This window comes from Spirulina sp. LEGE 11439, from assembly GCF_059821285.1.
Genome location: NZ_JCAMRX010000011.1, coordinates 118,819 through 143,378, shown reverse-complemented (window position 1 = coordinate 143,378; position 24,560 = coordinate 118,819). Strand labels below are relative to the sequence as shown.

The window sequence follows — 24,560 nt, the reverse complement described above, 5'->3', positions numbered from 1 at the left end:
AATAGAAGATAATCGAGCATTCGTGAAATCTGCCCTATCTAACTTAACCAAATAAAAATAAGCATCAGTTATATCTACATCAACCAAAAACGCCGCCGAGAATTAGACTTATACAAGCGGTTACGCCTCAGATCCCGACTTCAAACGAGCGATCGACTCTACCATCGCTAAATTACTCCTGCAAACCGATTCTCTCGAAACATTGCTCGAGGCAATTTAATTATTGCACCAAGCGGCGAATTTTCCCGCAAGCAATATAAGAACCGCCATTAGAGGCTTCTTTAATGGCATCAACTACAAATAACTCTCCTTCCTTACGAATATTGCGAGGAAAGCGAATATTAAAATCGGGGTTGTAGCCATCGGAAACAACCCGCGCCCGCAATTTTTTTCCATCTTTCAGACATTGTACTAATACCCCATCCCCGATACTATCCGTAGTTTCTAAATCTTCTAATGTTCCGTTTGCTTTGGCTGATTGCAAGTTTTTCGCCTTCGCTTTGGCCGCTGTTCCCACAGATCCCGCCGCCCGTTCTTCCCCGGGTTGTACTAACTGTTTAATTGCCCCGGATGCGCGATAAAATGAACCATTCCCAGAAAGTTTCAATTCTTCTACGACATAGGTAACACCTGCTTGGCGAATGCTGCGGGGAAACTGCACGTTTAAATTACCGTCATACCCTTCAGAAACCGCTCGAATTCTTAACTTTCCGCCCATTCGTTCGCACTTGACTAAAATACCGCCATCTACTTGAGAAACCCCTGCTAAACTACTTGCTGAACCTGCCGCAATTCCTCGCAATTTTAAATCGCCGCGATCGCGAGTTCTCGCCTGATAAGATTGATCTCGCATTTCTTTCCGCAGACTGCGATCGAAACGTTTTTGCTCTAAATTTTGCGCGTAATGTTCTAATTGGTCGATTTCTTCAGCAATTGCAAAAGATTCTTGTAAAGTTTTCAGCTTTAAATCTTCAATGGTTTCTTGCAATTTCTGAGAAGCCTCTTGATACTTCCCACCATCTGCCAAATTTACAGCTTCATCTTTTACCTTAGCAATGCGAAGTTGTCCGATCTGTTCTAATATTTCCGTGTTTAAAGGTGCTTGACTCGCTTCTGTTTCCGATACAATGGTCGCTTTAATTTCTAACTCTGCTTTTACTTCTTTAATTGTTTTATCAATAACCGTCTGATATTGATAGGAAACCGCCAAAAGATTTTGCTCTCCCAGTTCTGTTTGAGGTGGAATAGATAATGCGATCGCAAGCGGTTTTTTCTCAACACCATAAACGTCCCCCAAAAAGACCCGTACTGTATTTCCTTCTGTTTGAGTGCGATAATTATTGAGAATTTCGGCAATTTCTAGCGAGTTTTGGGGGTGTAGCGTCGCAATTAAATTTTGTGCTGCGATCGAGACCAAACTTTCAATTTCAATCCGGAATACATCCCCTGCATCGTCGGGAGATTGGATGTAATAAAAGTTTCCTGCGGCTGCATTAGCCATGCCGATCAGCAAATCTTCATTAAAATAATTGCCAAAGCCTAAAGTTGTCGTAATGATACCTTCTTCTGCTTTTTCCCGGGCGGTGTTAATTAAAATATTAGGTTGTGTAATCCCTTTATTGGCTTGGCCATCAGTGAGTAAAAGAACGCGATTTAATTGCTCTGGGGAAAATTGAGATTTCACGAGATCGCATCCCTGCAACCAACCTCCACTTAAATTAGTTAACCCTCCCGCACGAATGCTGTTGATTTTTTGTTCGATCGCTGCTTTATCTTGGACTTTTTGATGTTCGACAATCGTATCAATGCGATCGTCATAAGTCACAACCGAAAGATGGTCTTCTTCTGTTAAATAAGCCAACAAACTTTTAGCTGCTTTGATCGCATTTCGTAACGATGTTCCTCCCATCGAACCCGAACGATCCAAAACAATGCTTAGATTGAGAGGACGGCGAGATACTTTCTTCTCTTGCGGTTCATGGCCTTGAAAATTAATCAGACAATCTAAGGTTGTCTGGCGATCGCGAGCAATAAGAGATTGACTGAGGCTATAGCTAGCTTGCATTGATTTGATTATTGCTTATTGGTTATCCTATGCTACATTAAAACTTGAAATCGCAGGTTGCAAACTTAACTCAAATGGGTGCGGTTTGGCAATGCAATATCCTTGAACGTAATCGACACCGATCGCAGTAATCTCTTGTAAGATGGCATCATTTTCCACAAATTCGGCAATGGTTTTGAGTCCCATTAAATGACCAATGCGATTAATGGCTTCAATCATGGCGGCATTCACCGGATCGCTGGTGATATGCTTGACAAAATGACCGTCAATTTTCAGATAATCCACGGGCAAATTTTTCAGGTAGGTAAACGAAGACATACCACTCCCAAAATCATCAAGGGCAAACGAACAGCCCAATTTTTTCAACTTGCGGATAAATTTAGCCGCTTGGTTCAGATTGGCGATCGCTGCCGTTTCTGTGATTTCAAAACAGATGATTTCTGGGGGAATTTCATAGCGGGCAAATTGCTGTTGCAGAAACTCAAAAAATCCTTCATCGTTGAGACTCAAAGCCGATAAATTAACGGCGTACCACGTCGAAGGAATCACGCCGTTGCAGGCTTGAAAATGAGCGGCTAGGGTGGAAAATAATTTCCGGACGACCCAGCGATCGATATCGGGCATGAGATTGTAACGCTCTGCTGCTGCAATAAAAACACCGGGTGAAATCAGCCGTCCGCGACTGTCTTTCAGGCGAATTAACAATTCGTAATGAAACTCGCTCTCTTTTTTTGGGTCGGCAATGGGTTGGGCGTAGAGAAAAAAGCGATCTTCTTCCAGTGCTTTAATAATTCGCGACACCCACTGCATATCCCCTTGACGTTGCTCGAGATCGCGATCGCCATTTTGATAAATATAAGTACGATTGCCGCCGCGATCTTTCGCGGCATACATGGCTGCATCCGCGCAACTGAGGAGTTTTGCCCCGCTTTCGACTTCGCGATCGATCTCCACGAGACCGATACTCGCACCAACGCTAAAGGTTTTCCCTCGCCAATTAAAACGGAAGGTTTTCACGCTCTCGATCAATCGCGTCGCGACTTGTTGTCCTTTGACCAGAGAGCAGTAGGGGAGCAAAATCGCAAACTCATCTCCACCCAAACGGGCGAGAATATCTGTGGGACGGAGTTGATTTTGTAGGAGATCGGCGATTTGGCGCAACAGTTGGTCTCCGGCGGCGTGACCTTGGGTATCATTGACGATTTTGAAGCGATCTAGGTCGAGATAGCAAAGAATGTGTTCTTGCTGGGCGAGTTTGGCTTCAAGGAGAATTTGTTGTAGGTTGCTCTCGAATTCTCGTCGGTTGGCCAGTCCGGTTAAAGCATCGTGACTGGCTTGCCAAGAAAGCTGGCTGGCGAGATTGTGGGAGTAAGTCACATCGCGACAGACTAATACGGCTCCAACAATGCGATCGCTCTCTAAGCGGATGGGAGCAGCAGAATATTCGATGATAAATTCCTGGGAATCGATCGAGCGCAGGAGCATATGATTGGAGGGTTCGAGGGTGTTCCCCCTGCTTAACACTCGCGCGATGGGATCGTTGATGGGAGATCCCGTCGAGGTATCGAACAGCCATAACACTTTCTCTAGGGGGTGGTCTTTCGCTTCGTCTTCACTCCATCCCGTTAGGGTCTGAGCCACGGGGTTTAACGATTGAATTCTTCCTTCTGCATCGGTGGTAATAACCGCGTCGCCGATAGAGTGTAACGTGATTTGGGCCAGTTCTTTTTCTTGCAGGAGTGCTTGTTCGATCTGCTGGCGATCGCTAATTTCCTGTTTGAGAGCCATATTGGCGAGGGCGAGTTCGACGGTGCGATCGCGCACGCGCATTTCTAACTCCGCTTTCGCCTGTTTGAGGGCTTCTGAGGTCTGCTTGCGTTCAATGGCATAACGCAAAGAACGCATCAACAATTCGCAATTGATGTGTCGTTTGACCAAATAGTCCTGAGCGCCCTGACGCACGGCTTCTACGGCCAGTTCGTCATCGTTGGTATTGCTCAAGACAACTATCGGTAAATGAGGCGCTTTTTCCAGCAAAGGGTTCAAGGATTCTAAGCCCCGAGAGTCCGGCAGGGTCAAATCCAAGAAAATGACATCAAATTCTCCCTCTTCGAGAGCAGAGAGAGCGTCCCGCAAGCGCTTGACCCAACAAAAGCTAAACTGACTCGTGCCTACACCCTTCAACAATTCTTGTAGCAGTCTAGCCTCTGCAGGATTATCCTCAACCAAGAGTATTTTTACTGAGTTCTCCTGCATGATTCTATGGCTTTAATTTTATGGCTGTGTTTTTATTATGTCTTAATATTTACTTGACTCTGAGTGGGTTTGTATATATTTATTTATAATTCTTAACGTTGGTGAAAGTGAAATGAAACAAGCAATGAAGAGGGGAATTCCGGTGAGGGATCCACTTCCACGGAAAATAACAGCAATTTAAAGCATAGGCAGGAAGTCCAATAAAGAACGTTTGAATTTAATCGCAAGGTAAAATCGCCGTCGTCAGCCAAAATTCTTCGATTTTGCGGACGACTTCAAATAACTGCTGTAGATTGCTCGATTTATTTAAGTAGCAATTAGCATGAAGGGCATAGCTATTGAGAATATCTCCTTCATCTCTAGAAGTCGTCAGGACGAGGACGGGGATGCGTTTGAGGTTGGGATCGGTTTTGATTTCGGCGAGGACTTCATGGCCGTTCTTCCTCGGTAAATTTAAGTCGAGGAGAATCAAATCCGGACGGGGAACGCTAGAGTATTTTTGTTCTTGTCGCAAGTAGGCGATCGCTTCGACACCATCATTCACATTCATCATTTGATGAGAGCCTCCACTTTCTTTAAAAGCCTCTTCAATGAGACGGACGTGAGCGACATTATCTTCAACCAGCAAAATATTGCGATTTATCATATCAAAGCCTTCAACTGGGAATAGTAAACAAATGTGGGAATTACTCTACATTGTTTACTTTATAGATTTATATTTTTTCTATTTATACCGGATTGCTTTACATTTCGCAATGATTTGAGCGAGGTTCAGCAATTGATCGTGTCAATCTTGCCTCAATTCGGTGACAATAGAAAACGATACCGTTAGGGAGTTTGAGGAATGACCGTACCCGTTCGAGAAAAACCCAAACAAGATGATGTTTTATTGGGGCGCTCCCTCGCGCAACTCACTGAATGGGTGCGATCGCAGGGTCAACCGCCCTATCGCGGCAAACAACTCCATCAATGGTTATACCAGAAAGGGGCGCGATCGCTCTCGGAAATTACCGTTTTCCCCAAACAATGGCGAGAAGAACTCAAAGCGGTCAAAATCGGGCGATCGAGCCTGCATCATCGCAGTATAGCCCCCGACCAAACTCGGAAATACCTCCTGTGTCTCGAAGATGGCGCGATCGTGGAAACTGTCGGCATTCCTACGGAAAAACGTCTTACGGTTTGCGTCTCCTCCCAAGTCGGATGTCCCATGAATTGCAATTTTTGCGCGACGGGAAAAGGCGGATTTGTCCGCGACCTGAAAGCATGGGAAATTGTCGATCAGGTGTTAACAGTACAAGACGATTTTAAGCGTCGGGTTTCTAATGTCGTGTTTATGGGCATGGGAGAACCTTTATTAAACTTAGATGAAGTGGTGGCATCGGTACGAACATTGAATGAAGATGTCGGCATCGGTCAGCGATCGCTCGTGATTTCTACTGTTGGCATTCCCAACCGCATTCGCCAATTAGCCGAACATAATTTACAAATCACGTTTGCGGTCAGTCTCCATGCACCCGAGCAAAAATTAAGAGCGCAATTAATTCCCAGTGCCAAACATTATCCTCTAGAAAAACTCCTAGCTGACTGTCGCAAATACGTCAATATGACCGGACGGCGCGTCACCTTTGAATATATTCTCCTCGCCGGAGTAAATGATGCTCCTCAGCAGGCGATCGCTTTGGCTAAATTAGTGCAAGGATTGCAAACTCACGTGAATTTAATTCCTTATAATCCCATTTCTGACGCAGATTATCAACGCCCCAGCACCCATGATATTCAACAGTTTAAACATACCCTCGAACAATATAAAATAGCCGTCAGCATTCGCTATTCTCGAGGCTTAGAAGCTGATGCCGCCTGCGGCCAACTTAGAACCAGTCACCAGTCACCAGTCACCAGTCACCAGTGCTCAGACCCCGCGTCGGCGTAAGACGCAAGGGAATGCCGAGCAAGAGAGTCACCAGTCACCAGTTAGTCATTTTTGTTGTTTGTTCTCTTTTCATGGATAATTGAAAACTGTTCGTGGATAATTGAAAACGTGAAGGCATTAATTCTCTCGGGTGGAAAAGGAACTCGCTTGCGTCCCCTGACTTATACGGGGGCAAAACAACTCGTTCCTGTTGCCAATAAGCCGATTTTATGGTATGGAATTGAAGCGATCGCGGCGGCAGGAATTCGCGAGATTGGTATTGTTATTAGTCCGGAAACTGGGGAAGAAGTTAAGGCAAAAACAGGAGATGGCAGTCGTTTTGGCGTTAGGATTACTTATATTCTCCAAGAAAAACCGGCTGGACTCGCTCATGCTGTCAAAATTGCTCGAGAGTTTCTGAATGATTCTCCTTTTATTTTGTATTTGGGCGATAATTTAATTCGCGATCGCTTACAAGAATTTCTGGCCAAGTTTCAGCAACAACAATTAGACGGATTAATTTTGTTACGCGAGGTTAAAAATCCCAGTGCTTTTGGTGTGGCAAGTGTTGACGATCGCGGCAGAATTCTAGAACTTAGAGAAAAACCCAAAAATCCGCCGTCAAATTTAGCGTTAGTGGGGGTCTATTTTTTCAATCGTAGCATTCACAATGCGATCGCGGCAATTCAGCCCTCAGCACGAGGAGAGTTAGAAATTACTGACGCAATTCAAACTTTAATCAACCAACAGCATAATGTGCAAGCTATGCAATTATCGGGGTGGTGGTTGGATACCGGGAAAAAAGACGATCTCCTCGAAGCAAACCATATTGTTCTCGATGAGTTCTTAGAAACTAAAATTGCTGGGAATTTCGACGAACACTCTCAAATATACGGTCGCGTTGAGATAGGAAAAGGAACGCAATTGATTAATTGTACGATACGCGGACCCGCGATCGTTGGGGAAAATTGTCACTTAGAAAATTGTTTTATCGGTCCTTATAGCAGTATTGCCGATCGCGTTACAATTATCGATACAGATATCGATCACAGTGTAATTTTATCTGGAGCAAAAATTGTCAATATTCATCAACGTATCGTCGATAGTCTAATCGGACAACGCGCTCAATTAATTCTTGCACAGAAGCGTCCGAAAGCTCTGAGATTTATGATTGGTGATGATTGCAAAATTGAGTTAATGCCTTAATTCAGTTATCAGTTATCAGTGATGCAAACTATTTATTTGGTTGTTGTTAATTATTATTCGACGGATTTAATCGAGCGGTTGATTCAATCTTTGTCGCAGAGTTCAGATATTGTTTATCAGTTTGTGATTGTTAATAATTCTCCTGAAGATCGCACTATTGAGCAATTAAAATCGGAACATGTATTTGTTTTAGAAACAGAGGAAAACCTTGGTTTTGGTAGTGGATGTAATGTAGGATTAAAATGGGCTTGGGAGCGCGATCGTAAGGCAATTGTTTGGCTTATTAATCCCGACACGGTATTACCAGAAAATACTTTAGAACAAGTTAATTTATTCTTTTCTCAATCTTCGCATATCTCTATTTTAGGAACCATTATTTATACTCCCGATCGCGAAATTTGGTTTGCAGGTGGAAAATTTATCCCGTGTCGTGGTGCTATTATTGAAGAAAATTTACTGGCTCATTCTTCTCGCCAACCTTATGCAATTTGTGATTGGGTAAGCGGATGTAGTTTGTTAGTTAACTTAGAGAAATTTCCCGATCTTCCTCAATTCGATCCGCAATATTTTCTCTATTATGAAGATTTCGATTTTTGTCAGCGATATCAGAAAGAAGGACATCAAATTGCGATTACCGATCGCATTGCGATCGTGCATCATCCTTCCTCAATTACCGATCGCAATATCGGCAAAAAAATAGAACATAGTACCTATAGTTATCTCTTAACTTTAAAAAAATATGCACCTTTTCCGATTTTCCTATTCCGCTTTTTTCGCCTATTTATTTATGGATTAATTTTATTCCCAATAAAACCTCAAATTGGTTGGGGAAAATTCAGAGGAATTACTCGTTATTTGAGTCGATAGACGGTTTAACTCAATTTTCGGTTACTCATTTAATGCCAATTACCAATCAAAATGTAGGGAGCCCAAATGTTAGGGGTACGTCGATTTCTGCTTTGTAAAAATTCTAATTGTGCTTTTTGTAATGCTTCTGCTTTACTCATTGTACCATCTTGAAGCAGTTCATAAAACCGACTCATTAAATCTCCAGGAGAATCATTAGTTATCACCTTCCATAATGTCGCTAAAGCGCTTTTTGCACCTGCTTTAAACGCTAAACCAGCTAAGCCTAATGTTGCTCGTTTATCTCCAGTTGCAGTTTCACAAGCGACGAGAGAAAGTAATTCAATGGGTTGCGATGCGATCGCATTACTATTTTGGATAATATTTCCCAAGCGATCGGCATTCATTTTACCATCAGCCGTGACAATAAATGTCTCTTCAGGATCGGAACTAAATTGACCGTGGGTGGCTAAATGTAGGACGGGAATAGACAATCTTTCAAGTTTTGCCTTCAATGCTGCAATGGTAAAGTTTTCATCGAGTAAAATTTCACTGGGAATTTTAGCCTTTATCTTGGCAAATTGTCTTTCAATATTAGCGATATTGCGATATTCTTCAAATTCAGTCATTCCACCTAATAAAGCATTTAAACGTTGTTGTTCGATTAATTCGGGGTCTTGGAGTTGTAAGCCAGAAGTCACTGCGATCGCAACGGTTCTATGAGCCATTGATACATCCGTTGAGCATCTTTTTTAACGGCATTTTCTGCATTGGGTTCTGGGAGATTTGTTGTTAAGTCTTTTACAGTTTGCTCGATGGTTTTTGTCCCATCTAACCGATCGCGATCGGTTTGAGAGCTATAAAATTCCAAGTCTTCATTCGGTAATTTTAACACGAGATTCACTTTATTATTCAATAAGATAATATGAACAACTGCTTCTTGAGAATCTTGAATCTCAACAATATCATCAATAGTCACATCTTGTTGAGCGGAAATTTGGCATTTTAAAAAATTGGCAAGTTCTGCAAGTTGGAGAGATTGGATAAAGTTGCGAGCTTTTTTTAAAGATTCTTGTTCTTGGGAAGAATTAGGAAAATTTTCTGCATTTTCAAACAAAAGATCGACAATTTCTCGATAAACAGGTTCGACATAATCGCGAAAATTAAATTGAACATCTGAGTTAATAACTAACATATCTTCGCGAACTGAATCTAAAGTTTTTATTGCTGCTTGATAGGATGCGATCGCACTTTCTATATTTCCTTGTTCGTGTAACAATCGTCCGAGTTGCCATTCCCATTGATAAGCGATATGAGGGTATTGTCCGGGTTGTGCGAGGAATAATGCTTTCTCGGTCAATTTTCGTGCTTCTTGTAGATAATTTATACGGGTCTACCGAACATGATATGTAGAAAAAGTCAGAAATAGTACAAAAAGAAAATGAACGACAACGACTAAAAATTTTATAGAAAATATCTTGAATATAGAAGGAATTGTCGTTAAAAATCACAAAATTGTATCGGGAATAGGATTAATAGTATATCTTGAAAAAGAAGAAAAAAAGGTAGCTTGTCCAAAGTGTGGAAATCTAACCGATAAACTTTATCAGAATCATCAATATGCAGTCAGAGATTTACCTTGGGGAGAACAAGAAGTATATTGACAAGTCAATCGCCGACAAATGCGTTGCGATCGCTGTGGAAAAAAAATTTAGCGAAGACTTAGAATTTGTGGAAAAGAAAAGAACATATACAAAAAGATTAAAAGAAAAAATAGTGAAAGGACAAAAAAACTATTATGTAGTGTTGATAGATATAGAGAAAAGTCAAGTGGTAGGAATAATCGAAAAAAGAGTAGAAGAAGTAATAATAGAATACCTGAAAGTATGGGGAGAGGAGGTGTTGAGAGGAATCGAGGAAGTAAGTATAGACTAAGGAATTAACAATAAATTGAAACTAATTAAGCGGTCGAGGGATGGCGAGGTTTCCTCGCCATATCCAATCGACCAAGACAAACGAAAAGGATACGGCTTCAGAAACTTTGATAATTTCAAAATCAGAGTTGGGTTGGATTCGTTTTTCTCAACTTAGTTCTACATACTAGGTTCGGTAGACCCAATTTTATTGAGTGCTTTCTGCACTCAAAGTTCACATTTTTAATAATAAGTTCATATACAGAGAGCATTTAATTGAAACAAGATAATGCTTGTTATTTCTAGCTTAAAATACTTCATCGGCGCTTGGATCTTAAAAAAAAGTTTAAGTTTGAACGAATACAATACGAGAATTAAGAAAATGATTAAAATCCTCAAGGTTTTAGTGGAGCTCTATGTTTCGTGATATTTCCTGATAAACTATGTAATAAATTGTAACTATTAAGAATAGTCTCAAATGGTAAAACCCACTTCTTCTGAGAACAGAATGAAGATATAGAAAAATAGGAATCTGCGAGCGATCGCTATCATTATCCATATTATTTCTGTACTATTGCTGGATAGCGATTGCCATTTGGGTGGTATTGAAGTATGGGTATAGACACCTAAGTAAATGAAAAGGAGATACAGAGAAAGAATATCTCCACTATTTTTATTCATCGCGATCGCTTTCACGTCCGTTGATTTTCGCCAATAATTTCTGAATTTGAGGTGCGATCGCCGATTTTTCGTAACAAATTGTAAATACAGTAAAAAACTGCATAAATCTTTCCAGACTCTCCAGAGAATTCATTAACGGCATCTCAGATTCTTTTTGTTGATGTCCAAAACCTACACCTTATTGTGATAACCCAGCTAAATGGCCGGGTTTCTTTCTTACTTTTATAGCAAAAATAGACTAATGTAATTAAGAGTTTCTCGCTCCCAAAGAACCGTGACATCTACCGCTCGCAAAACATCTAACTCTATTCCCGATTATCTTTGTCCCGATATTACCGCTTACTGGCGAGTTGCCAAACTGCGGAACTCAGAACAAAAGATTCTCACTAATAAAAACGGAACGCTCCGCTATCCTGTTAATCCTCTCGAAGGTTATGCGCTGAAATACTTTACTGGAGAATTTACCACGCGACAAATTCAGCACTATTGCCAGCAGCAATTTGCGGACATCCCTTCGGATTTTGTGGTGCAGTTATTGGATCGTTTAGTGAGTTTGAAGGCGATCGAAGAGATAGGAGAACCATCACCAGTCACCAGCCACCAGTCACCAATTAGGGAAGCAAGGGGAGAAAATTCTGCTTCTTCGCCTGCTTTTAAGTCTTGCGTGCAGTGGATCGAACATCCGGAAGGGTATTGGATTCTTCGCAACCCTGAAGATGTTACTTATTTGCAAATCGATCGCGATACAGGAATGGCGATCGCGCAATTGGGAAAAATGCCAATAGAAGCGATCGCGCAACTCTACCATATCCCTTCTGCTCAACTGAACTATATTCTGCAACTCCTCGCGGCGACGGGAATGCTTGTGGGAACTCATCCCCCTCAACCCCCCAAAAAGAAATTTACCCCCCTGCAACTGCTCTATTTTAAGCTTCCTCTTTTTAACCCCGATCGCTGGCTGCATTCCCCGGCTCGAGTCCTGCGCTGGATTTGGAGTAAACCCTTTTTCTTCTTGCTTTTGGGCGTTCTGACGACATCCCTGATTTACGGTTTAAATCTGCGATCGCAAATTCTCTATGAAGGAGGATTGCTCTGGGAAACCCAAGGGGCGCTTTTAATTATCCCTTTCGGTCTCCTTGCCATGCTGGTGGTCACCATTCACGAATTTGCCCACGCCCTCACCCTCAAGCATTACGGCGGCATCGTCCCAGAAATCGGCTTATTATTTATGCTCTTGATGCCCGCCGCTTATACCAATACCAGCGACTCCTATTGCTTGGTGAAACGCCGACAGCGCGTTTTTGTGGTGGGGGCGGGGGTGTTGTGCCAACTCGCCATCGGTGCGATCGCCTTTTGGTTGTGGCACTTCTCCGTCGATAATAGCTGGCTCAAACCCACCAGTTATTTGCTCATGGTTACTGCCCTCTTTACCCTCACCCTCAACCTCAACCCCATGGCCAAATTTGACGGCTATCACCTCGCCGTCGCCGTTACCGGCATTAATAATCTGCGCGATCGCTCTTTCAAATTCTACGCCACTTTATTTCAAGGTAAAGCGATCGAAGAACACCCTCAAGATTGCGGCATTTTAGCGATCTATGCTCCCTTAAGTCTCTTATATCTCCTCTTTGTTTTCGGCAGCATTCTGCGCTTAGTTATTTATTGGACATTAGATTATCTTCCCATCACTGCTTTATTTCTCATCCTTGCATGGTTAATTTACTTCTTTTTTCCCAGACCAGATTGATAACGAGTAATGAATAAAAAGTAACCAATCATCCTGCGACTTCGCTCAAGGCAAGCCAATAACAATGAATAACAAAATCCGTCATTTCCAAACCTTGCAACCCAAAATACCGCCAGAAAAAAACAATACGGCGGACACTAAAGTACGAGATCTGCCTCAACCTACCGAACAAAAGAGCCAGACTTCTGCAGCCAATCTCGCAACTGCTCCCAAACCGTCTAATTTAGTCGCTCCCAGTCCAACCGAAAGCCAGAAAAAATCTTACTTGGGTTGGTGGATTGCAGGGAGTATCCTGCTAAGTGTGGGAATTATCAGTCAAATCCGCGTGCAACCTTCTATCCGTGCGGAAGCATGGTTAGAACCCGATCCCGAGGCGCGTCAAATGGTTCACATGGAAATTCCCGGACTGATTAAAGAGGTTTTAGTCGTCCCCAACCAACCCGTACAAATCAATCAACCTCTCGCCATTGTCGAAAGCGAACAAATTGAGGCAGAAATCGGCAATTGGACGTTACGCTTGCAAGAAAATCTCGCGACGACAGAATCTGCCAAACAACAGATGTTTTCCGCACAGGCTCGCTTAAACCAGAGCCAACAACAATATAACTATGCCCGCGATCGCGTTGCTCAACTACAAGGAGAGATCGATCGCATGAATGCCGGCTCTCCTCCTGCTCACATTCAAGGCTACCAAATACAGATTGCCAACTTACAAGCCACTGAAACCAGCTTAAATGATTCTTTCCAACGCTTGCAAACTTTGGTTAAAGAAGGTGCCATTTCTCGAGAGCAATTGGCGGAAGTCCAACGGCGCAAACTGGCGATCGCGGCGCAAATCGGTCAAAATCGTTCGGCTCTCGAAACTGCCAAACGCCAATTACAAGATGAGTTAAAAGTCAGAACTGATGAACTCAATCGCTTGCAAACCACCGTCACCGTCGCCCAACAAGAATACATTTCGGCTCAGGCACAAGTCAACAGTCGCCAGCCCATTCAAGCACAAATTCAGCAAGAACTAGACAAACGCACCCAGCAAAAACAGGAAAGTCACGTCATTCGCACGGCGATCGAGGGAACTATTGTGACGCAAAATCTCTTTGCGTTGCAAGGAAAAACCCTACAACCCGGTGAAGTGGTAATGGAAATTGCAGATCCGGCTCAACTGGTTGCCATTATTGAGGTGCGCCAAGAAGATCGCGATTTAGTGAGAGCCGGCTCGGAGGTGAAATTTAAACCCTTAGAACCCGGTTTGCCCAGTTTTACGACCACCATTGAGGAAATTATCACGGTTTTGGAACGTAACGAACAATTGCAAAAGTCTACGCTCCAAGTCACCGCTCTGATTAATTCCACTGAAGGTACATTACAACCCGGTGCCAAAGTTTATGCGACGATTAAATCACCTCGAAAAATTCCCCTTTACGAACAAGCAAGACGAGAAATTTTGAATTTGTTTAAATTTAGAAAATATTCTTAGAAAATAGCGAGAGCGGTCGTAGGATGATTGAATTGAGGTGGAAGGCGAGAGGCGATCGCTGATTTTCTCACCCATATATTCATCATCCAATGATTACCAGCTTGCAGAACCCATTGGTAAAAAAATTAAAGAAATTGCGCTATCTCAAAGCCAGAAGAGAGCAAAATTTGTGCTTGTTAGAAGGAACGAATTTACTAGAAGCGGCTTGCGAAACCCATAGCCCGATCGCGATCGCCTGCTGTACTTTGGCTTGGCAAGCGCGTTATCTTCATTTATGGGAGAATATCTATCAACGGGCGGAAAGAGCGGAAATCGTTGCGCCAGAGGTTTTAGAAGCGATCGCGACAACGGTGAACCCCGATGGCATCGTTGCCGCTATCCCTCGCCAGCGCATTCATTCAGTTTTGCCGAAAAACCTCACTTTAGGTTTGTTTCTGGAGCGATTGCAAGATCCCGGAAATCTCGGGACAATTGTAAGGGCTGCAGTCGCGGCAAAGGCTGAGGGGTTGTGGTTGAGTGCCGATAGCGTTGAAGCCGACAATCCTAAAACCTTGAGAGCATCTACCGGCGCTTGGTTTCGCCTGCCCATCGAGGTCAGTGCGGATTTAGGGCAAACGTTGAACACCTATCGCGATCGCGGCGTACAGATCGTAGCGACTACCCCGCGAGCCTCTCTCACTTATTGGGATGTGGATTGGCAGCAACCCAGTCTTATTCTTTTGGGCAATGAAAGTGCGGGACTGTCGGAAGCAGCGATCGCATTAGCCGATCTGCAAGTCTCTATTCCTGTCTCTATCGGGGTAGAATCTCTCAATGTTGCCGTGGCTGCCGCACTTCTTCTCTATGAAGCGCAACGGCAAAGATTGAGGGGACAAGATAACGTCGCGAGGTACTCCTGAAGAAGTAATGATAGAATAAAAAAGAGAAGATTAAGATGTTGAAATCAATCAATGGATTTGGCTGGCTATTGATGTCAATACTCGTGAGATTGTTGGGGTTTATGTTGGCGATCGCTCTGAAAAGAGCGCGATCGCACATTGGCGATCGCTACCCGGAATTTATCGCCAATGTGCGATCGCTTACACGGATTTTTGGAACGCCTATGCCCTCGTATTCCCCAGTAAACGCTATAAAGCGGTTGGTAAAGAAACTGGAAAAACTGCGGTTGGGGGATGGCGAGGTTTCCTCGCCTTATCCAACCAACCAAGAAAAATGCTATTGAACGTTTCAATTGTACGATGCGACAACGCATTTCTCGTTTGGTGAGAAAAACTCTCTCTTTTTCTAAAAAGCTGGAAAATCATATTGGTGCTATTTGGCTCTTTATTCATTACTACAACTCATCCTTATCTGTTTAGGACTACCCTGTCCAAAGTTGATCTTTTGGGATCTTTCCTCAATTATATGCTCCAGCAATAGACCTCTCCAAAATACCTCAATTGGGATATTATAGTCTGATAAAGTAAAAATCTGAGGAAAAGTATGAGTTATACATGGGAATACTTACAAAAACATCCGAAAGAAGCAACGCGCTTAGTAGGAATCCGGGAAGAACAATTGAATTTAATAATCAAACTAGGGAAAAGATTGCATGAGGAAAAGCAAAAAGAGAAGGAAGCAAAAAAGATAAGACTGATTCGTAGAGGTGGAGGAACAAAAAATAAATTATCTGTGGAAGACCAAATTGTGTTGACCCTGATTTATTTGCGTCAAGGTTTAACATTTCAGGTGTTAGGATTACTGTTTCAAGTAAGTGAAACAACAGCGAATGAAACATTGTTTTAAAAATCAATTAATTGTCTTACCAAGGGGAGGAGATATTGTTGATATGATAGCTGGAAAAAAAGGACCTTTCAGTGATATAAATCTCTGGCGTTTACGACACCAAGAATTTAACCCTAAGCAAAAATTTTCGGGAGATAAAGGTTATGTGGGAGAGGAAGCCATTAGAACTCCGCAGAAAAAGCCCAAAAATGGAGAGCTTTCTTCTGAATAAAAAGAAAAAAATCGGCAAATTTCATCTTTGAGAATTTTTGTAGAACATATCATTGGTGTTTTAAAAATTTTTCGAGTGGCTCAAGAAAGATTTCGTTTAAAAGTTGAAAAGTATAAATCGGTAATTGAGACAATTGCTGGGTTAGTTCGCTTACGGATAGGAGCATTGATTTTAGATGTTGTGGAATGTCGCGATCGCCTTGGAGAATTTGAAATTATCCAGCGCCATCTTTGGAGTGACTTTCTAACAGAAGAACCTTCCAAACCTTGTTAAAATAGGGCTTGCTGAAAAAGTTAGAAAAAATGGGGGTAGAGGGCAATCCAGTTTTAGATGTGAGAAATCATAACTTTAGGTTGTCAATAATCCCCCCCCTCTATAACGAGAGATAATGATTTACGGGGTGACAAGATTCAAGACTAAATGGGTCTTCCTAAAGGAGGTCCACTCATTCTTATTCCTCTTTCTTTACACCAAGCGCGATTTTCCTTCGTCCGATAAATTTTATCCACATGAACAGATTCTGGATAATATCCTGTCAATTCTCTATAGGCCTCAACTTGTGCTTTTAAATCTCCACTTTCATTATAACTATCCCAACTGACACGGTCTAAAAATACATATTCTTCAAAACAACTTGCTGATAATTTTGCTCCAAACTCTACATTAGCTCCCGCTTTTCCTCTTACCATTGGACGAATATGCGGTTGACTTAAACTTACAATTCTATTATCAATTCTCTCTTTCTTATTTTCATACATCCATTTTTGTTGACGAAAGATTTCTGATCCTACTAATAAGTTTCTATAATGCCATCCTAAATGGTTTTGCTGGCGCTCCCATTTCTGATGAAAAATTTTCTTGATATTCCTCTTCAAATTCTGACCAAGGAACTAGCTTGGACATTATTACCCAGCGATTTTCTTCACATAATCTCCCTTCAAAAAGGAGAGGGAATTTCTCTTCGCTACTTTCTGCTTTCTCTACTTTTCGGTACATTTTCTTCGGGCTGGTGCAAGAGATTTCCTCGATTTTACAGCTTTTTCTTACATTTTATCCATTTTTTGGCTTCTCTCAGCCTTCGATTGCAACCCTTCCCACTCTTTTCAGCAAGCCCTACCTTAGAAAGAAAATCAATGCGATCGCAAAAACTCCCGCCCGAAGGCAGGAGTTTTAACTCAATTGAGAATAATGCCAAGCGCAAAATTCTAGTCGAGATCGGGCATCGAGAGAACGGGTTCGGTTTCACGTTCGATTCCTTTCTCAAAACCAGCAGAAGCCGCACGAGCGCGTCCGGCGTGCCACCAGTGTCCGATCAAGAAAAAGAACCCTAAAACGAAGTGAGAAGTTCCCAACCAAGCACGAGGATTAACGTAATTAAACGAGTTCGGCTCGGTAATAATGCCGCCGACAGAATTGAGAGATCCATTAGGAGCATGAGTCATGTATTCAGCAGCACGACGTAATTGCCAAGGCTGAATATCATTTCTGAGCTTATCCAAATCCAAACCATTCGGCCCGCGTAAAGGCTCGAGCCAAGGTCCCCGGAAGTCCCAGAAACGCATCGTTTCACCACCAAAGATAATTTCTCCAGTGGGAGAGCGCATCAGGTACTTACCTAAGCCTGTCGGTCCTTGAGCCGAACCGATATTTGCACCGAGGCTTTGGTCGCGAGCGAGGAACACCATCGCTTGAGCTTGAGAAGCTTCCGCATTGGTAGGTCCGTAGAATTCGCTGGGATACGCTGTATTGTTAAACCAGACGTAGAACGAGGCGATAAAAGCCATCAGGGATACAGCCGCCAAGCTGTAAGAGAGATAGGCTTCTCCCGTCCAAACCAGAGCGCGACGCGCCCAAGCAAAAGGTTTGGTGAGAATGTGCCAAATTCCGCCACCGATACAAATGAGTCCGATCCAAACATGACCGCCAATAACGTCTTCCATGTTATCGACGCTGATAATCCAACCTTCGCCGCCAAAAGGCGCTTTCGTTAAATACCCGAAAATAACGGCAGGGTTTAAGGTGGGATTACTGATAATTCGGACATCACCGCCACCGGGTGCCCAACTATCGTAAACGCCGCCAAAGAACATGGCTTTAAACACTAATAGCAATGCACCGCAACCTAAAAGGACGAGGTGATAGCCGATAATGTTGGTCATTTGGTTTTTATCAGCCCAGTCGTAACCGAAGAAATCGGAATATTCTTCTAAAACTTCAGGGCCGCGGATGGCGTGGTAGATTCCACCCAATCCGAGGACGGCTGAGGAAATGATATGCAGTACGCCAACAACGAAATAAGGGAATGTATTGATGACTTCGCCACCGGGTCCGACACCCCAGCCTAAAGTAGCGAGGTGGGGAAGCAAAATACAGCCCTGTTCGTACATGGGCTTATCAATGTTGAAGTGGGCAACTTCAAATAGGGTCATTGCCCCAGCCCAAAACACGATTAGTCCAGCATGGGCGACATGAGCGCCGAGAAGTTTACCGGAAAGTTCGATGAGACGAGCATTGCCCGCCCACCAAGCAAAACCGGACGATTCAAGATCGCGACCTGCGCCAGCGAAAGATGTATTAGAGAGCGTTACCACGCGGCAATACCTCCTCAGGGAATTTAAAGTTTTGATGGGGTTGGTCTTGGGGAGCTAACCAAGCTCGCAGACCTTCATTTAACAGGATATTCTTGGTGTAGAATGTCTCGAATTCGGGGTCTTCTGCTGCCCGAATCTCCTGAGAGACAAAATCATAGGCTCGCAGGTTTAAGGCTAAACCGACAATGCCTACCGAACTCATCCACAATCCCGTTACGGGGACAAAAAGCATGAAGAAGTGCAACCAACGCTTGTTGGAAAAGGCAATCCCGAAAATCTGACTCCAGAAACGGTTTGCCGTCACCATTGAGTAGGTTTCTTCGGCTTGGGTGGGATTAAAGGCTCGGAAAGTGGTGGAGGATTCTCCATCTTCAAAGAGGGTGTTCTCTACGGTGGCTCCGTGGATGGCACAGAGTAATGCCCCGCCAAGGATACCCGCGACTCCCATCATGTGGAAGGGATTGAGGGTCCAGTTGTGGAAGCCTTGCAAGAACAAGATGAAGCGGAAAATACCCGCTACCCCAAAGCTGGGGGCGAAGAACCAACCCGACTGTCCCAAGGGATACATCAGAAAAACACTGACGAATACCGAGATAGGGGCGGAGAAGGCGATCGCGTTATAAGGACGAATTCCCACCAAACGGGCAATTTCAAACTGACGCAGCATGAAGCCGATCAGCCCGAATGCGCCGTGAAGGGCGACGAAGGTCCAGAGTCCTCCCAACTGACACCAATGGGTAAAGTTCCATTGCGCCTCGGGTCCCCAGAGGAAAATCAGGGAATGTCCGAGACTGTTGGGAGGAGAAGAAACGGCAACGGTGAGGAAGTTACAACCTTCCAAGTAGGAAGATGCCAAACCGTGGGTATACCAAGATGTGACGAAGGTTGTGCCGGTGAGCCAGCCCCCGAGGGCGAGATAGGCACAGGGGAACAGGAGTAAACCCGACCAACCGACGAAGACGAAGCGATCGCGTTTGAGCCAGTCGTCGAGGACATCAAACCATCCTCTCTGGGCGCGAGCGCGTCCCATTGCTACGGTCATAATCAAAAAACCTCTTGCTTAATCAATTGGGGCAAGATTTATTAAAAGAGACTATTTTACAGTGATTGAAATCTTCGAGCCGTTAGACCAGAGATTTCAGGGACTTTTTTAGATCTCTTCCCGCTCGGATTGCGATGCCGAAACGGTCAACTTTATGTTTATTAACATTACATCAGGGTCGGAAATTACCAAAATCTATTTGCTGTCAGTCTTGGTTTTAACTGAGACCATATAGAAATCAGCATTTGACCCGCATGAAGTGCTGACGATATCAAATCCCAGCTTCCTGCTTCCACCGCCGAGGCCTCCAGAAACGAGTTTCTCTTGGTCTTACTCAGCGTCCACAGGCAGAACCCCATCTTCCCTAGGGTTATCTCAAGTTTTCAGACGCTTAGTTTGCGCGCTTAAGATATTATTACCGAAAATTTTACAAAATGACACATTTTTCCTCAGAAATCTGACTTGGGAAAGGCAAATTGACTGGCCACTGCTTCTCGCTCCCTCTTCCTTTACAATGGGAGATTGTTGAACAAACAGAGCAGCATTGACTCCATGACAGCACCGACGACACGGCAAGACAATCTTATCCTGCGCCAAGAAATTATTGGCTCTCGTCGCTTCAGCAATTATTTTTGGGCGATTATTTCAGCGATGGGAGGGGTCGGCTTCTTTTTAGCAGGACTTTCAAGCTATTTCCAGAAAAATTTTCTGTTGGTGAGCGATACGAGTCAATTAATGTTTTTTCCTCAAGGGGTTGCGCTGTTGTTTTACGGCTCTGTGGGAAGTCTCGTCGCAGTATATTTAACGGTTGTCATTTTGTTGGATGTTGGCGGCGGTTACAACGAATTCAACAAAGAAACTGGAAAAATGATTATTTTTCGCTGGGGATTTCCGGGTAAAGATCGCCGCATTGAGATTAAATATCCTCTGGATGATATTCAATCGGTACGGGCTGAGGTTCGCGAAGGACTGAATCCCAAGCGATCGCTTTACCTGCGAGTGAAAAAACAGCGCGATATTCCTCTCTCTCGGGCGGGAGAGCCCCTCTCTCTCTCGGAATTGGAAAATCAAGGTGCAGAATTGGCGCGATTTTTACAAGTGCCTTTAGAAGGGTTATAAAATTGCCTCATCTTTACTTCTTTACCTTTACTGTGATTCAGAAAACATGAAAAATAAAGCACGGATGTGGTTGAAAACTTCTCTTTTAGCGATCGCAGCCATTTCTTTTATCTTGGTCGGGTGTAGCGAACCCCAAGCAAGCTCGACCGCAAATACCGCCGAAGCCAATACTATTACAACAGGAGCCAGCAGTCTGCAAATGAGTGAATTACCAAAGTTAGAAGGGACGGCGATTGTGGAAATGAAGGTGAATGGTTCGCCGATCCGCATTACAATTGATGGCGACAAGGCTCCGATTACTGGGGGAAATTTTGTCGATTTGGTCGCACGAGGGGCTTATGATGGGTTAGTTTTTCACCGCGTGATTAAAGAACCCGAACCTTTTGTGGCTCAAGGGGGAGATCCGCAAAGTAAAGATCCCGGTTTTCCGGTTGCTCGTTTGGGGTCGGGAAGTTTTATCGATCCGGATACCGATCGCCCGCGCTATATTCCTTTAGAAATTACGCCAGAAGGAGCAGATGCTCCGGTTTACAGCAAAACTCTCAAACAAGCGCGAGTTTCTGCTCCTCCGGCTTTACGCCATACCAAGGGAGCGATCGCTATGGCTCGGTCTCAGATGCCGGACTCGGCTTCCTCTCAGTTCTATTTTACGTTGGCGGAGTTAGGCTTTTTAGATGGCGATTATGCTGTTTTTGGCTATGTCACCCCGGAAAGCATGGAAGCTGTTGAAGCGATTAATCAAGGCGATCGCATTGAGTCGGCAACAGTGATTGAAGGATTAGAAAACCTTAAGAAATCTTAATCAAACGAGTGGAAGTTGTTGTGACCGGGATTGGTTTAATCTCGGCACTGGGATCTTTAAATTCCAGTTGGCAAAGTTTAATTGAGGGGGAAGTGGGAATCCAGTGGCATCAGCCGTTTCTCGAACTTCCCCCTTATCCTTTGGGGTTGATTGACAGCCAACCGCAACAATTAACAGCGATCGCCGAAAAGGTAGTTCTCGCAGCCTTGGCCGATGCGGGTTTATCTCCTCCTTTACCCAATTGCGGTGTCGCGATCGGCTCGAGTCGCGGCTGTCAGGGAATGTGGGAATCAGTCACCAGTCACCAGTCACCAGTCACCAGTAGGGACGTTGCATGCAACGTCCCTACACCAGTTGCCAGTCACCAGTTATCCCATTACCCTTGGCTCGATACTTTGCCCAATCGAGGGGCGGTATTAGCAGCGAGGGCGATCGCGACGAGAGCGCCTGTACTTGCGCCGATGGCGGCTTGTGCGACGGGACTTTGGGCGCTCGCTCGGGGAGTCGAACTGATTCGCTCGGGGGAGTGCGATCGCGTCCTTGCAGGGGCGGTAGAAGCACCGATTACGCCTTTAACTCTGGCGGGATTTGCGAAAATGGGTGCCTTGGCAAAAACCGGGTGTTATCCCTTTGATAAGCGTCGCAAGGGCTTGGTTTTGGGGGAAGGTGGGGCGGTTTTAGTTTTAGAATCTCAGGAACTCGCGCAACGCCGTCAGGCGAAGTGTTACGGTAGGATTTTGGGATTTGGCGCGACGGCGGATGGTTATCACGTCAGTGCGCCGGAAATTGAGGGGAAAAGTGCTGCGATCGCAATTAAAAATGCCCTCGATCGCAGTCATCTCAAACCAGAAAATATTGATTACATCCACGCTCACGGAACTAGCACTCGCTTAAACGACAGCAATGAAGCGAAATTGATTCGTCATTTATTCTCCAAAAACGTTCCCGTCAGTTCGACAAAAGGGGCAACAGGACATACTTTAGGGGCATCCGGCGCGATCGGGGTTGCTTTTTGTTTATTGGCACTCAAACATCAAGTTTTACCCCCTTGTACGGGGTTGCAAGAGCCGGAATTTGACTTGAATTTTGTTCGCGAAGTGCGATCGGCGAATATTCAAAATACCCTTTGTTTTAGTTTTGGTTTTGGCGGACAAAATACCATTTTAGTTGTAGGGAATTGAGAAGAATTTGGCATTGTTTTAGAGAGTAAAGCGATCGTGTTTTTTTGAATCCTCTTAATGTTTTGGCATCTCCCGAACCCAAGCGATATTTTGTATCGATAGCATCATTAGCGATCGCAAGATCGTAACTGGTATTATGAGGTTCTTGAAAGCGATCGCAAGTTAATCGACATAATTCTTTAACCAAGCGTTCCCAACACGCGCCTAATTCTCTCCCCCAATACTGGCGGTTAGTGTTTTTCATTTCTTGAGTTAAACCAAAAACGCGCATCAGAGCGTCTTCTTCTGAAGATTGTTCGTTAAAAACTTTTGCTGAAAATGATTCGCTATATTTTGTCAAAATAGTTTCTAAAGAGCTATCTATTTCATTTGAGTTCATCAATTTTATTTCTGTAATACAACAATTGTATCGTATTTAATCGTACTTGCCCAATCAACATTTCTGGGAAGATTGAGGCGACGGTTTTTCAATAATAAATGAAAAGAAAAGTCTTTCCTAAATCCAATCTCTACTGCTAAATCTGTCAAGAGATCGGCTACGGGAATTTCGACCCCACAAATTTTGCTCTTGTTACCGATCGCAAAACAATAATAACCACCATTCTTAAGATGAGTAAAACAACGTTGAAAGTGTTCTTTCATCTCTAGAAAATATTTATAGACAACTCTGGCTCTAAGCTGATTTTGCCCCTTACTCGCTTTATACTTTTGTCCTGTATAAATTTCTTCGATTAAGCGATCGAGAGGAAGAAAACCTGTATATCCTAATTCTTGATATTCTTTTTTAGGAATTCTTTCCGTGCCAATTTCACGAGAATATAAATCCAATCGTTCTTTATTTGTTGTGACTAAACCCAACCAATGCAACTCAAATTTACACGCCCAAATATAATCGATCGCATTAATATAAGGTGGAGAAGTGATAATTGCTTCAACTTGAAAATTCCCATCAATTTTCTTGGCATCTTCTAGAGGTAATTGAATAGAACGATCGCAAGAACGATCAAAAAAATATTGCCACTCTCCAAGAGCTTCTAATGTTTTATCCAAATAAAATTTAAAATATTTAAATGTATCTTCACGAGATCTTTGAGGAATATCTTTAATATGAGAACGTTTTGCAGCCAAAATCATACCATCATTCATATCGGATGTTTTTCTAACAGTAGAGGCAAAAACGAGCCAGAGAAGAGGTTGAATATCTTGAGATACTAAATTAATATATTCTTTGAGAATTTCCAGTCCTTCTCGAACGGGTTGTTGAAACCAAAAATCTCGATTGGAAAATTGTACAGTTTCTGGAGCAGTCTTGCGATCGCCAACCTTTTCAAGAATTTGTAGACCGATTTCTCTCGCTTCAACCAGATTAAATTTTGTTGTTTTTACTTGACAAATCAACTGACTGTATGGATTATAATCTAGCCAATAAATCGATGCACCATAGCGCAAACTTTCCAGAATTGTAGTTCCCGAACCCGCAAAAGGTTCGAGTACAGTAAAATCTTCAGAACCATATTTTTGTAAGAACCAACGCGGAATCTCTGGAATAGATTTTGCAGGTTGAAAACCAAGAGAATAGATTTTTAAGGGAGTTTTGCGATCGAGGGAAATAAATGTATTTTCTGAGAGATCGATAGGAATATCCCCTTCAATGTATTGATAAATATCACGATCTTCGGCTGCGATCGGCTCAAATAAAGAAAGTTGTTTCATATTAAGTTAATATCGT

The 24,560-nt window shown here is 43.4% G+C and carries 23 protein-coding genes and 3 pseudogenes; 14 read left to right on the top strand and 12 right to left on the bottom strand.

Features of this window, described 5'->3' with window-relative positions; all coding sequences use genetic code 11:
• Positions 1-220: 220 nt before the first annotated feature.
• From AC6RV6_RS10575 to AC6RV6_RS10565, 3 genes are all read right to left on the bottom strand, one after another.
• A complete protein-coding gene (locus AC6RV6_RS10575; RefSeq protein ID WP_500240798.1) occupies positions 221-2,065 on the bottom strand; it encodes a vWA domain-containing protein in 1,845 nt (614 codons plus the stop codon).
• A 27-nt stretch (positions 2,066-2,092) separates the two neighbouring features.
• Positions 2,093-4,321, bottom strand: coding sequence for an EAL domain-containing protein (locus AC6RV6_RS10570; protein WP_500240797.1), 2,229 nt, complete (start codon positions 4,319-4,321; stop codon positions 2,093-2,095).
• A 217-nt stretch (positions 4,322-4,538) separates the two neighbouring features.
• The gene (locus AC6RV6_RS10565) at positions 4,539-4,967 is read right to left on the bottom strand and encodes a response regulator (protein WP_500240796.1); all 429 of its coding nucleotides are present in this window, start codon (positions 4,965-4,967) and stop codon (positions 4,539-4,541) included.
• 198 nt (positions 4,968-5,165) lie between these two features.
• Here AC6RV6_RS10565 and rlmN point away from each other — a divergent pair, with 198 nt between their 5' ends.
• The 3 genes from rlmN to AC6RV6_RS10550 all read left to right on the top strand — a co-directional run bounded on the left by rlmN (position 5,166) and on the right by AC6RV6_RS10550 (position 8,303).
• Positions 5,166-6,251, top strand: a complete 1,086-nt coding sequence (gene rlmN / locus AC6RV6_RS10560; protein ID WP_500240795.1) for a dual-specificity RNA methyltransferase RlmN — start codon at positions 5,166-5,168, stop codon at positions 6,249-6,251.
• Positions 6,252-6,359: 108 nt separating this feature from the next.
• Positions 6,360-7,436 (top strand): glucose-1-phosphate thymidylyltransferase, encoded by a 1,077-nt coding sequence (locus AC6RV6_RS10555; RefSeq protein ID WP_500240794.1) that lies wholly within the window; start codon positions 6,360-6,362, stop codon positions 7,434-7,436.
• Positions 7,437-7,457: 21 nt separating this feature from the next.
• On the top strand, positions 7,458-8,303 hold the full coding sequence (locus AC6RV6_RS10550; protein ID WP_500240811.1) for a glycosyltransferase family 2 protein: 846 nt from the start codon (positions 7,458-7,460) through the stop codon (positions 8,301-8,303).
• Positions 8,304-8,332: 29 nt separating this feature from the next.
• On the opposite strand, the gene AC6RV6_RS10545 is transcribed toward AC6RV6_RS10550, so the two are convergent.
• Both AC6RV6_RS10545 and AC6RV6_RS10540 read right to left on the bottom strand, forming a co-directional pair.
• Entirely contained in the window at positions 8,333-9,010 is a 678-nt protein-coding gene (locus AC6RV6_RS10545; protein ID WP_500240793.1) for a CHAT domain-containing protein, read from the bottom strand.
• Positions 8,980-9,642: a hypothetical protein gene (locus tag AC6RV6_RS10540; protein ID WP_500240792.1), complete on the bottom strand. Its 663-nt coding sequence runs from the start codon at positions 9,640-9,642 to the stop codon at positions 8,980-8,982. Before AC6RV6_RS10540 ends, AC6RV6_RS10545 begins: the two co-directional genes overlap by 31 nt.
• Before the next feature lie 118 nt (positions 9,643-9,760).
• Here AC6RV6_RS10540 and AC6RV6_RS10535 point away from each other — a divergent pair, with 118 nt between their 5' ends.
• Positions 9,761-9,946, top strand: a complete 186-nt coding sequence (locus AC6RV6_RS10535) for a transposase family protein (RefSeq protein WP_500240791.1) — start codon at positions 9,761-9,763, stop codon at positions 9,944-9,946.
• The gene (locus tag AC6RV6_RS10530) at positions 9,903-10,217 is read left to right on the top strand and encodes a hypothetical protein (RefSeq protein ID WP_500240813.1); all 315 of its coding nucleotides are present in this window, start codon (positions 9,903-9,905) and stop codon (positions 10,215-10,217) included. The genes AC6RV6_RS10535 and AC6RV6_RS10530 overlap by 44 nt, the downstream gene beginning before the upstream one ends.
• A 651-nt stretch (positions 10,218-10,868) precedes the next feature.
• Here AC6RV6_RS10530 and AC6RV6_RS10525 read toward each other — a convergent pair.
• Positions 10,869-11,009, bottom strand: coding sequence for a hypothetical protein (locus AC6RV6_RS10525; RefSeq protein WP_500240790.1), 141 nt, complete (start codon positions 11,007-11,009; stop codon positions 10,869-10,871).
• Between the two features lie 141 nt (positions 11,010-11,150).
• Between AC6RV6_RS10525 and AC6RV6_RS10520 the strand changes: the two genes are divergently transcribed.
• From AC6RV6_RS10520 to AC6RV6_RS10495, 6 genes and pseudogenes are all read left to right on the top strand, one after another.
• Positions 11,151-12,623, top strand: coding sequence for a M50 family metallopeptidase (locus tag AC6RV6_RS10520; protein WP_500240789.1), 1,473 nt, complete (start codon positions 11,151-11,153; stop codon positions 12,621-12,623).
• 64 nt (positions 12,624-12,687) lie between these two features.
• Complete coding sequence (locus AC6RV6_RS10515; RefSeq protein WP_500240788.1) at positions 12,688-14,100, top strand: HlyD family secretion protein; 1,413 nt, start codon at positions 12,688-12,690, stop codon at positions 14,098-14,100.
• A 113-nt stretch (positions 14,101-14,213) separates the two neighbouring features.
• Entirely contained in the window at positions 14,214-14,999 is a 786-nt protein-coding gene (locus AC6RV6_RS10510; RefSeq protein WP_500240787.1) for a TrmH family RNA methyltransferase, read from the top strand.
• A 49-nt stretch (positions 15,000-15,048) separates the two neighbouring features.
• A pseudogene (locus AC6RV6_RS10505) lies at positions 15,049-15,458 on the top strand (IS1 family transposase); the annotation flags it as partial.
• A gap of 124 nt (positions 15,459-15,582) precedes the next feature.
• Entirely contained in the window at positions 15,583-15,885 is a 303-nt protein-coding gene (locus AC6RV6_RS10500) for a helix-turn-helix domain-containing protein (RefSeq protein ID WP_500240786.1), read from the top strand.
• Positions 15,869-16,369: pseudogene (locus tag AC6RV6_RS10495) on the top strand (transposase family protein). Before AC6RV6_RS10500 ends, AC6RV6_RS10495 begins: the two are co-directional and overlap by 17 nt.
• A 149-nt stretch (positions 16,370-16,518) precedes the next feature.
• Here AC6RV6_RS10495 and AC6RV6_RS10490 read toward each other — a convergent pair.
• The 4 genes and pseudogenes from AC6RV6_RS10490 to psbD all read right to left on the bottom strand — a co-directional run.
• Positions 16,519-16,866: pseudogene (locus tag AC6RV6_RS10490) on the bottom strand (transposase); the annotation flags it as partial.
• Positions 16,867-16,897: 31 nt separating this feature from the next.
• A complete protein-coding gene (locus AC6RV6_RS10485) occupies positions 16,898-17,092 on the bottom strand; it encodes a transposase (protein WP_500240812.1) in 195 nt (64 codons plus the stop codon).
• 209 nt (positions 17,093-17,301) lie between these two features.
• On the bottom strand, positions 17,302-18,687 hold the full coding sequence (psbC, locus tag AC6RV6_RS10480; protein ID WP_500240785.1) for a photosystem II reaction center protein CP43: 1,386 nt from the start codon (positions 18,685-18,687) through the stop codon (positions 17,302-17,304).
• Positions 18,671-19,729 (bottom strand): photosystem II D2 protein (photosystem q(a) protein), encoded by a 1,059-nt coding sequence (gene psbD / locus AC6RV6_RS10475; protein ID WP_500238499.1) that lies wholly within the window; start codon positions 19,727-19,729, stop codon positions 18,671-18,673. The genes psbC and psbD overlap by 17 nt, the downstream gene beginning before the upstream one ends.
• 552 nt (positions 19,730-20,281) lie before the next feature.
• Between psbD and AC6RV6_RS10470 the strand changes: the two genes are divergently transcribed.
• The 3 genes from AC6RV6_RS10470 to AC6RV6_RS10460 are packed head-to-tail and all read left to right on the top strand — an operon-like array spanning position 20,282 to position 22,831.
• Positions 20,282-20,848: a photosystem I assembly protein Ycf4 gene (locus AC6RV6_RS10470; RefSeq protein ID WP_500240810.1), complete on the top strand. Its 567-nt coding sequence runs from the start codon at positions 20,282-20,284 to the stop codon at positions 20,846-20,848.
• A 46-nt stretch (positions 20,849-20,894) separates the two neighbouring features.
• Positions 20,895-21,650 (top strand): peptidylprolyl isomerase, encoded by a 756-nt coding sequence (locus AC6RV6_RS10465; RefSeq protein ID WP_500240784.1) that lies wholly within the window; start codon positions 20,895-20,897, stop codon positions 21,648-21,650.
• A gap of 8 nt (positions 21,651-21,658) precedes the next feature.
• Complete coding sequence (locus AC6RV6_RS10460) at positions 21,659-22,831, top strand: beta-ketoacyl-ACP synthase (protein ID WP_500240783.1); 1,173 nt, start codon at positions 21,659-21,661, stop codon at positions 22,829-22,831.
• Here AC6RV6_RS10460 and AC6RV6_RS10455 read toward each other — a convergent pair.
• Both AC6RV6_RS10455 and AC6RV6_RS10450 read right to left on the bottom strand, forming a co-directional pair.
• Positions 22,782-23,210 (bottom strand): hypothetical protein, encoded by a 429-nt coding sequence (locus AC6RV6_RS10455; RefSeq protein ID WP_500240782.1) that lies wholly within the window; start codon positions 23,208-23,210, stop codon positions 22,782-22,784. The two genes, AC6RV6_RS10460 and AC6RV6_RS10455, sit on opposite strands and share 50 nt — an antisense overlap.
• 5 nt (positions 23,211-23,215) lie before the next feature.
• Positions 23,216-24,544, bottom strand: a complete 1,329-nt coding sequence (locus AC6RV6_RS10450) for a DNA methylase (protein ID WP_500240781.1) — start codon at positions 24,542-24,544, stop codon at positions 23,216-23,218.
• Positions 24,545-24,560: the final 16 nt, after the last annotated feature.

Bases quoted from the DNA above. Each gene is read 5' to 3' on its own strand.
- AC6RV6_RS10575 (WP_500240798.1), bottom strand. From the start codon at position 2,065: ATGCAAGCTAGCTATAGCCTCAGTCAATCTCTTATTGCTCGCGATCGC.
- AC6RV6_RS10570 (WP_500240797.1), bottom strand. From the start codon at position 4,321: ATGCAGGAGAACTCAGTAAAAATACTCTTGGTTGAGGATAATCCTGCA.
- AC6RV6_RS10565 (WP_500240796.1), bottom strand. From the start codon at position 4,967: ATGATAAATCGCAATATTTTGCTGGTTGAAGATAATGTCGCTCACGTC.
- rlmN (WP_500240795.1), top strand. From the start codon at position 5,166: ATGACCGTACCCGTTCGAGAAAAACCCAAACAAGATGATGTTTTATTG.
- AC6RV6_RS10550 (WP_500240811.1), top strand. From the start codon at position 7,458: ATGCAAACTATTTATTTGGTTGTTGTTAATTATTATTCGACGGATTTA.
- AC6RV6_RS10545 (WP_500240793.1), bottom strand. From the start codon at position 9,010: ATGGCTCATAGAACCGTTGCGATCGCAGTGACTTCTGGCTTACAACTC.
- AC6RV6_RS10530 (WP_500240813.1), top strand. From the start codon at position 9,903: ATGCAGTCAGAGATTTACCTTGGGGAGAACAAGAAGTATATTGACAAG.
- AC6RV6_RS10525 (WP_500240790.1), bottom strand. From the start codon at position 11,009: ATGAATTCTCTGGAGAGTCTGGAAAGATTTATGCAGTTTTTTACTGTA.
- AC6RV6_RS10515 (WP_500240788.1), top strand. From the start codon at position 12,688: ATGAATAACAAAATCCGTCATTTCCAAACCTTGCAACCCAAAATACCG.
- AC6RV6_RS10500 (WP_500240786.1), top strand. From the start codon at position 15,583: ATGAGTTATACATGGGAATACTTACAAAAACATCCGAAAGAAGCAACG.
- AC6RV6_RS10485 (WP_500240812.1), bottom strand. From the start codon at position 17,092: ATGTACCGAAAAGTAGAGAAAGCAGAAAGTAGCGAAGAGAAATTCCCT.
- psbD (WP_500238499.1), bottom strand. From the start codon at position 19,729: ATGACCGTAGCAATGGGACGCGCTCGCGCCCAGAGAGGATGGTTTGAT.
- AC6RV6_RS10470 (WP_500240810.1), top strand. From the start codon at position 20,282: ATGACAGCACCGACGACACGGCAAGACAATCTTATCCTGCGCCAAGAA.
- AC6RV6_RS10465 (WP_500240784.1), top strand. From the start codon at position 20,895: ATGAAAAATAAAGCACGGATGTGGTTGAAAACTTCTCTTTTAGCGATC.
- AC6RV6_RS10455 (WP_500240782.1), bottom strand. From the start codon at position 23,210: ATGAACTCAAATGAAATAGATAGCTCTTTAGAAACTATTTTGACAAAA.
- AC6RV6_RS10450 (WP_500240781.1), bottom strand. From the start codon at position 24,544: ATGAAACAACTTTCTTTATTTGAGCCGATCGCAGCCGAAGATCGTGAT.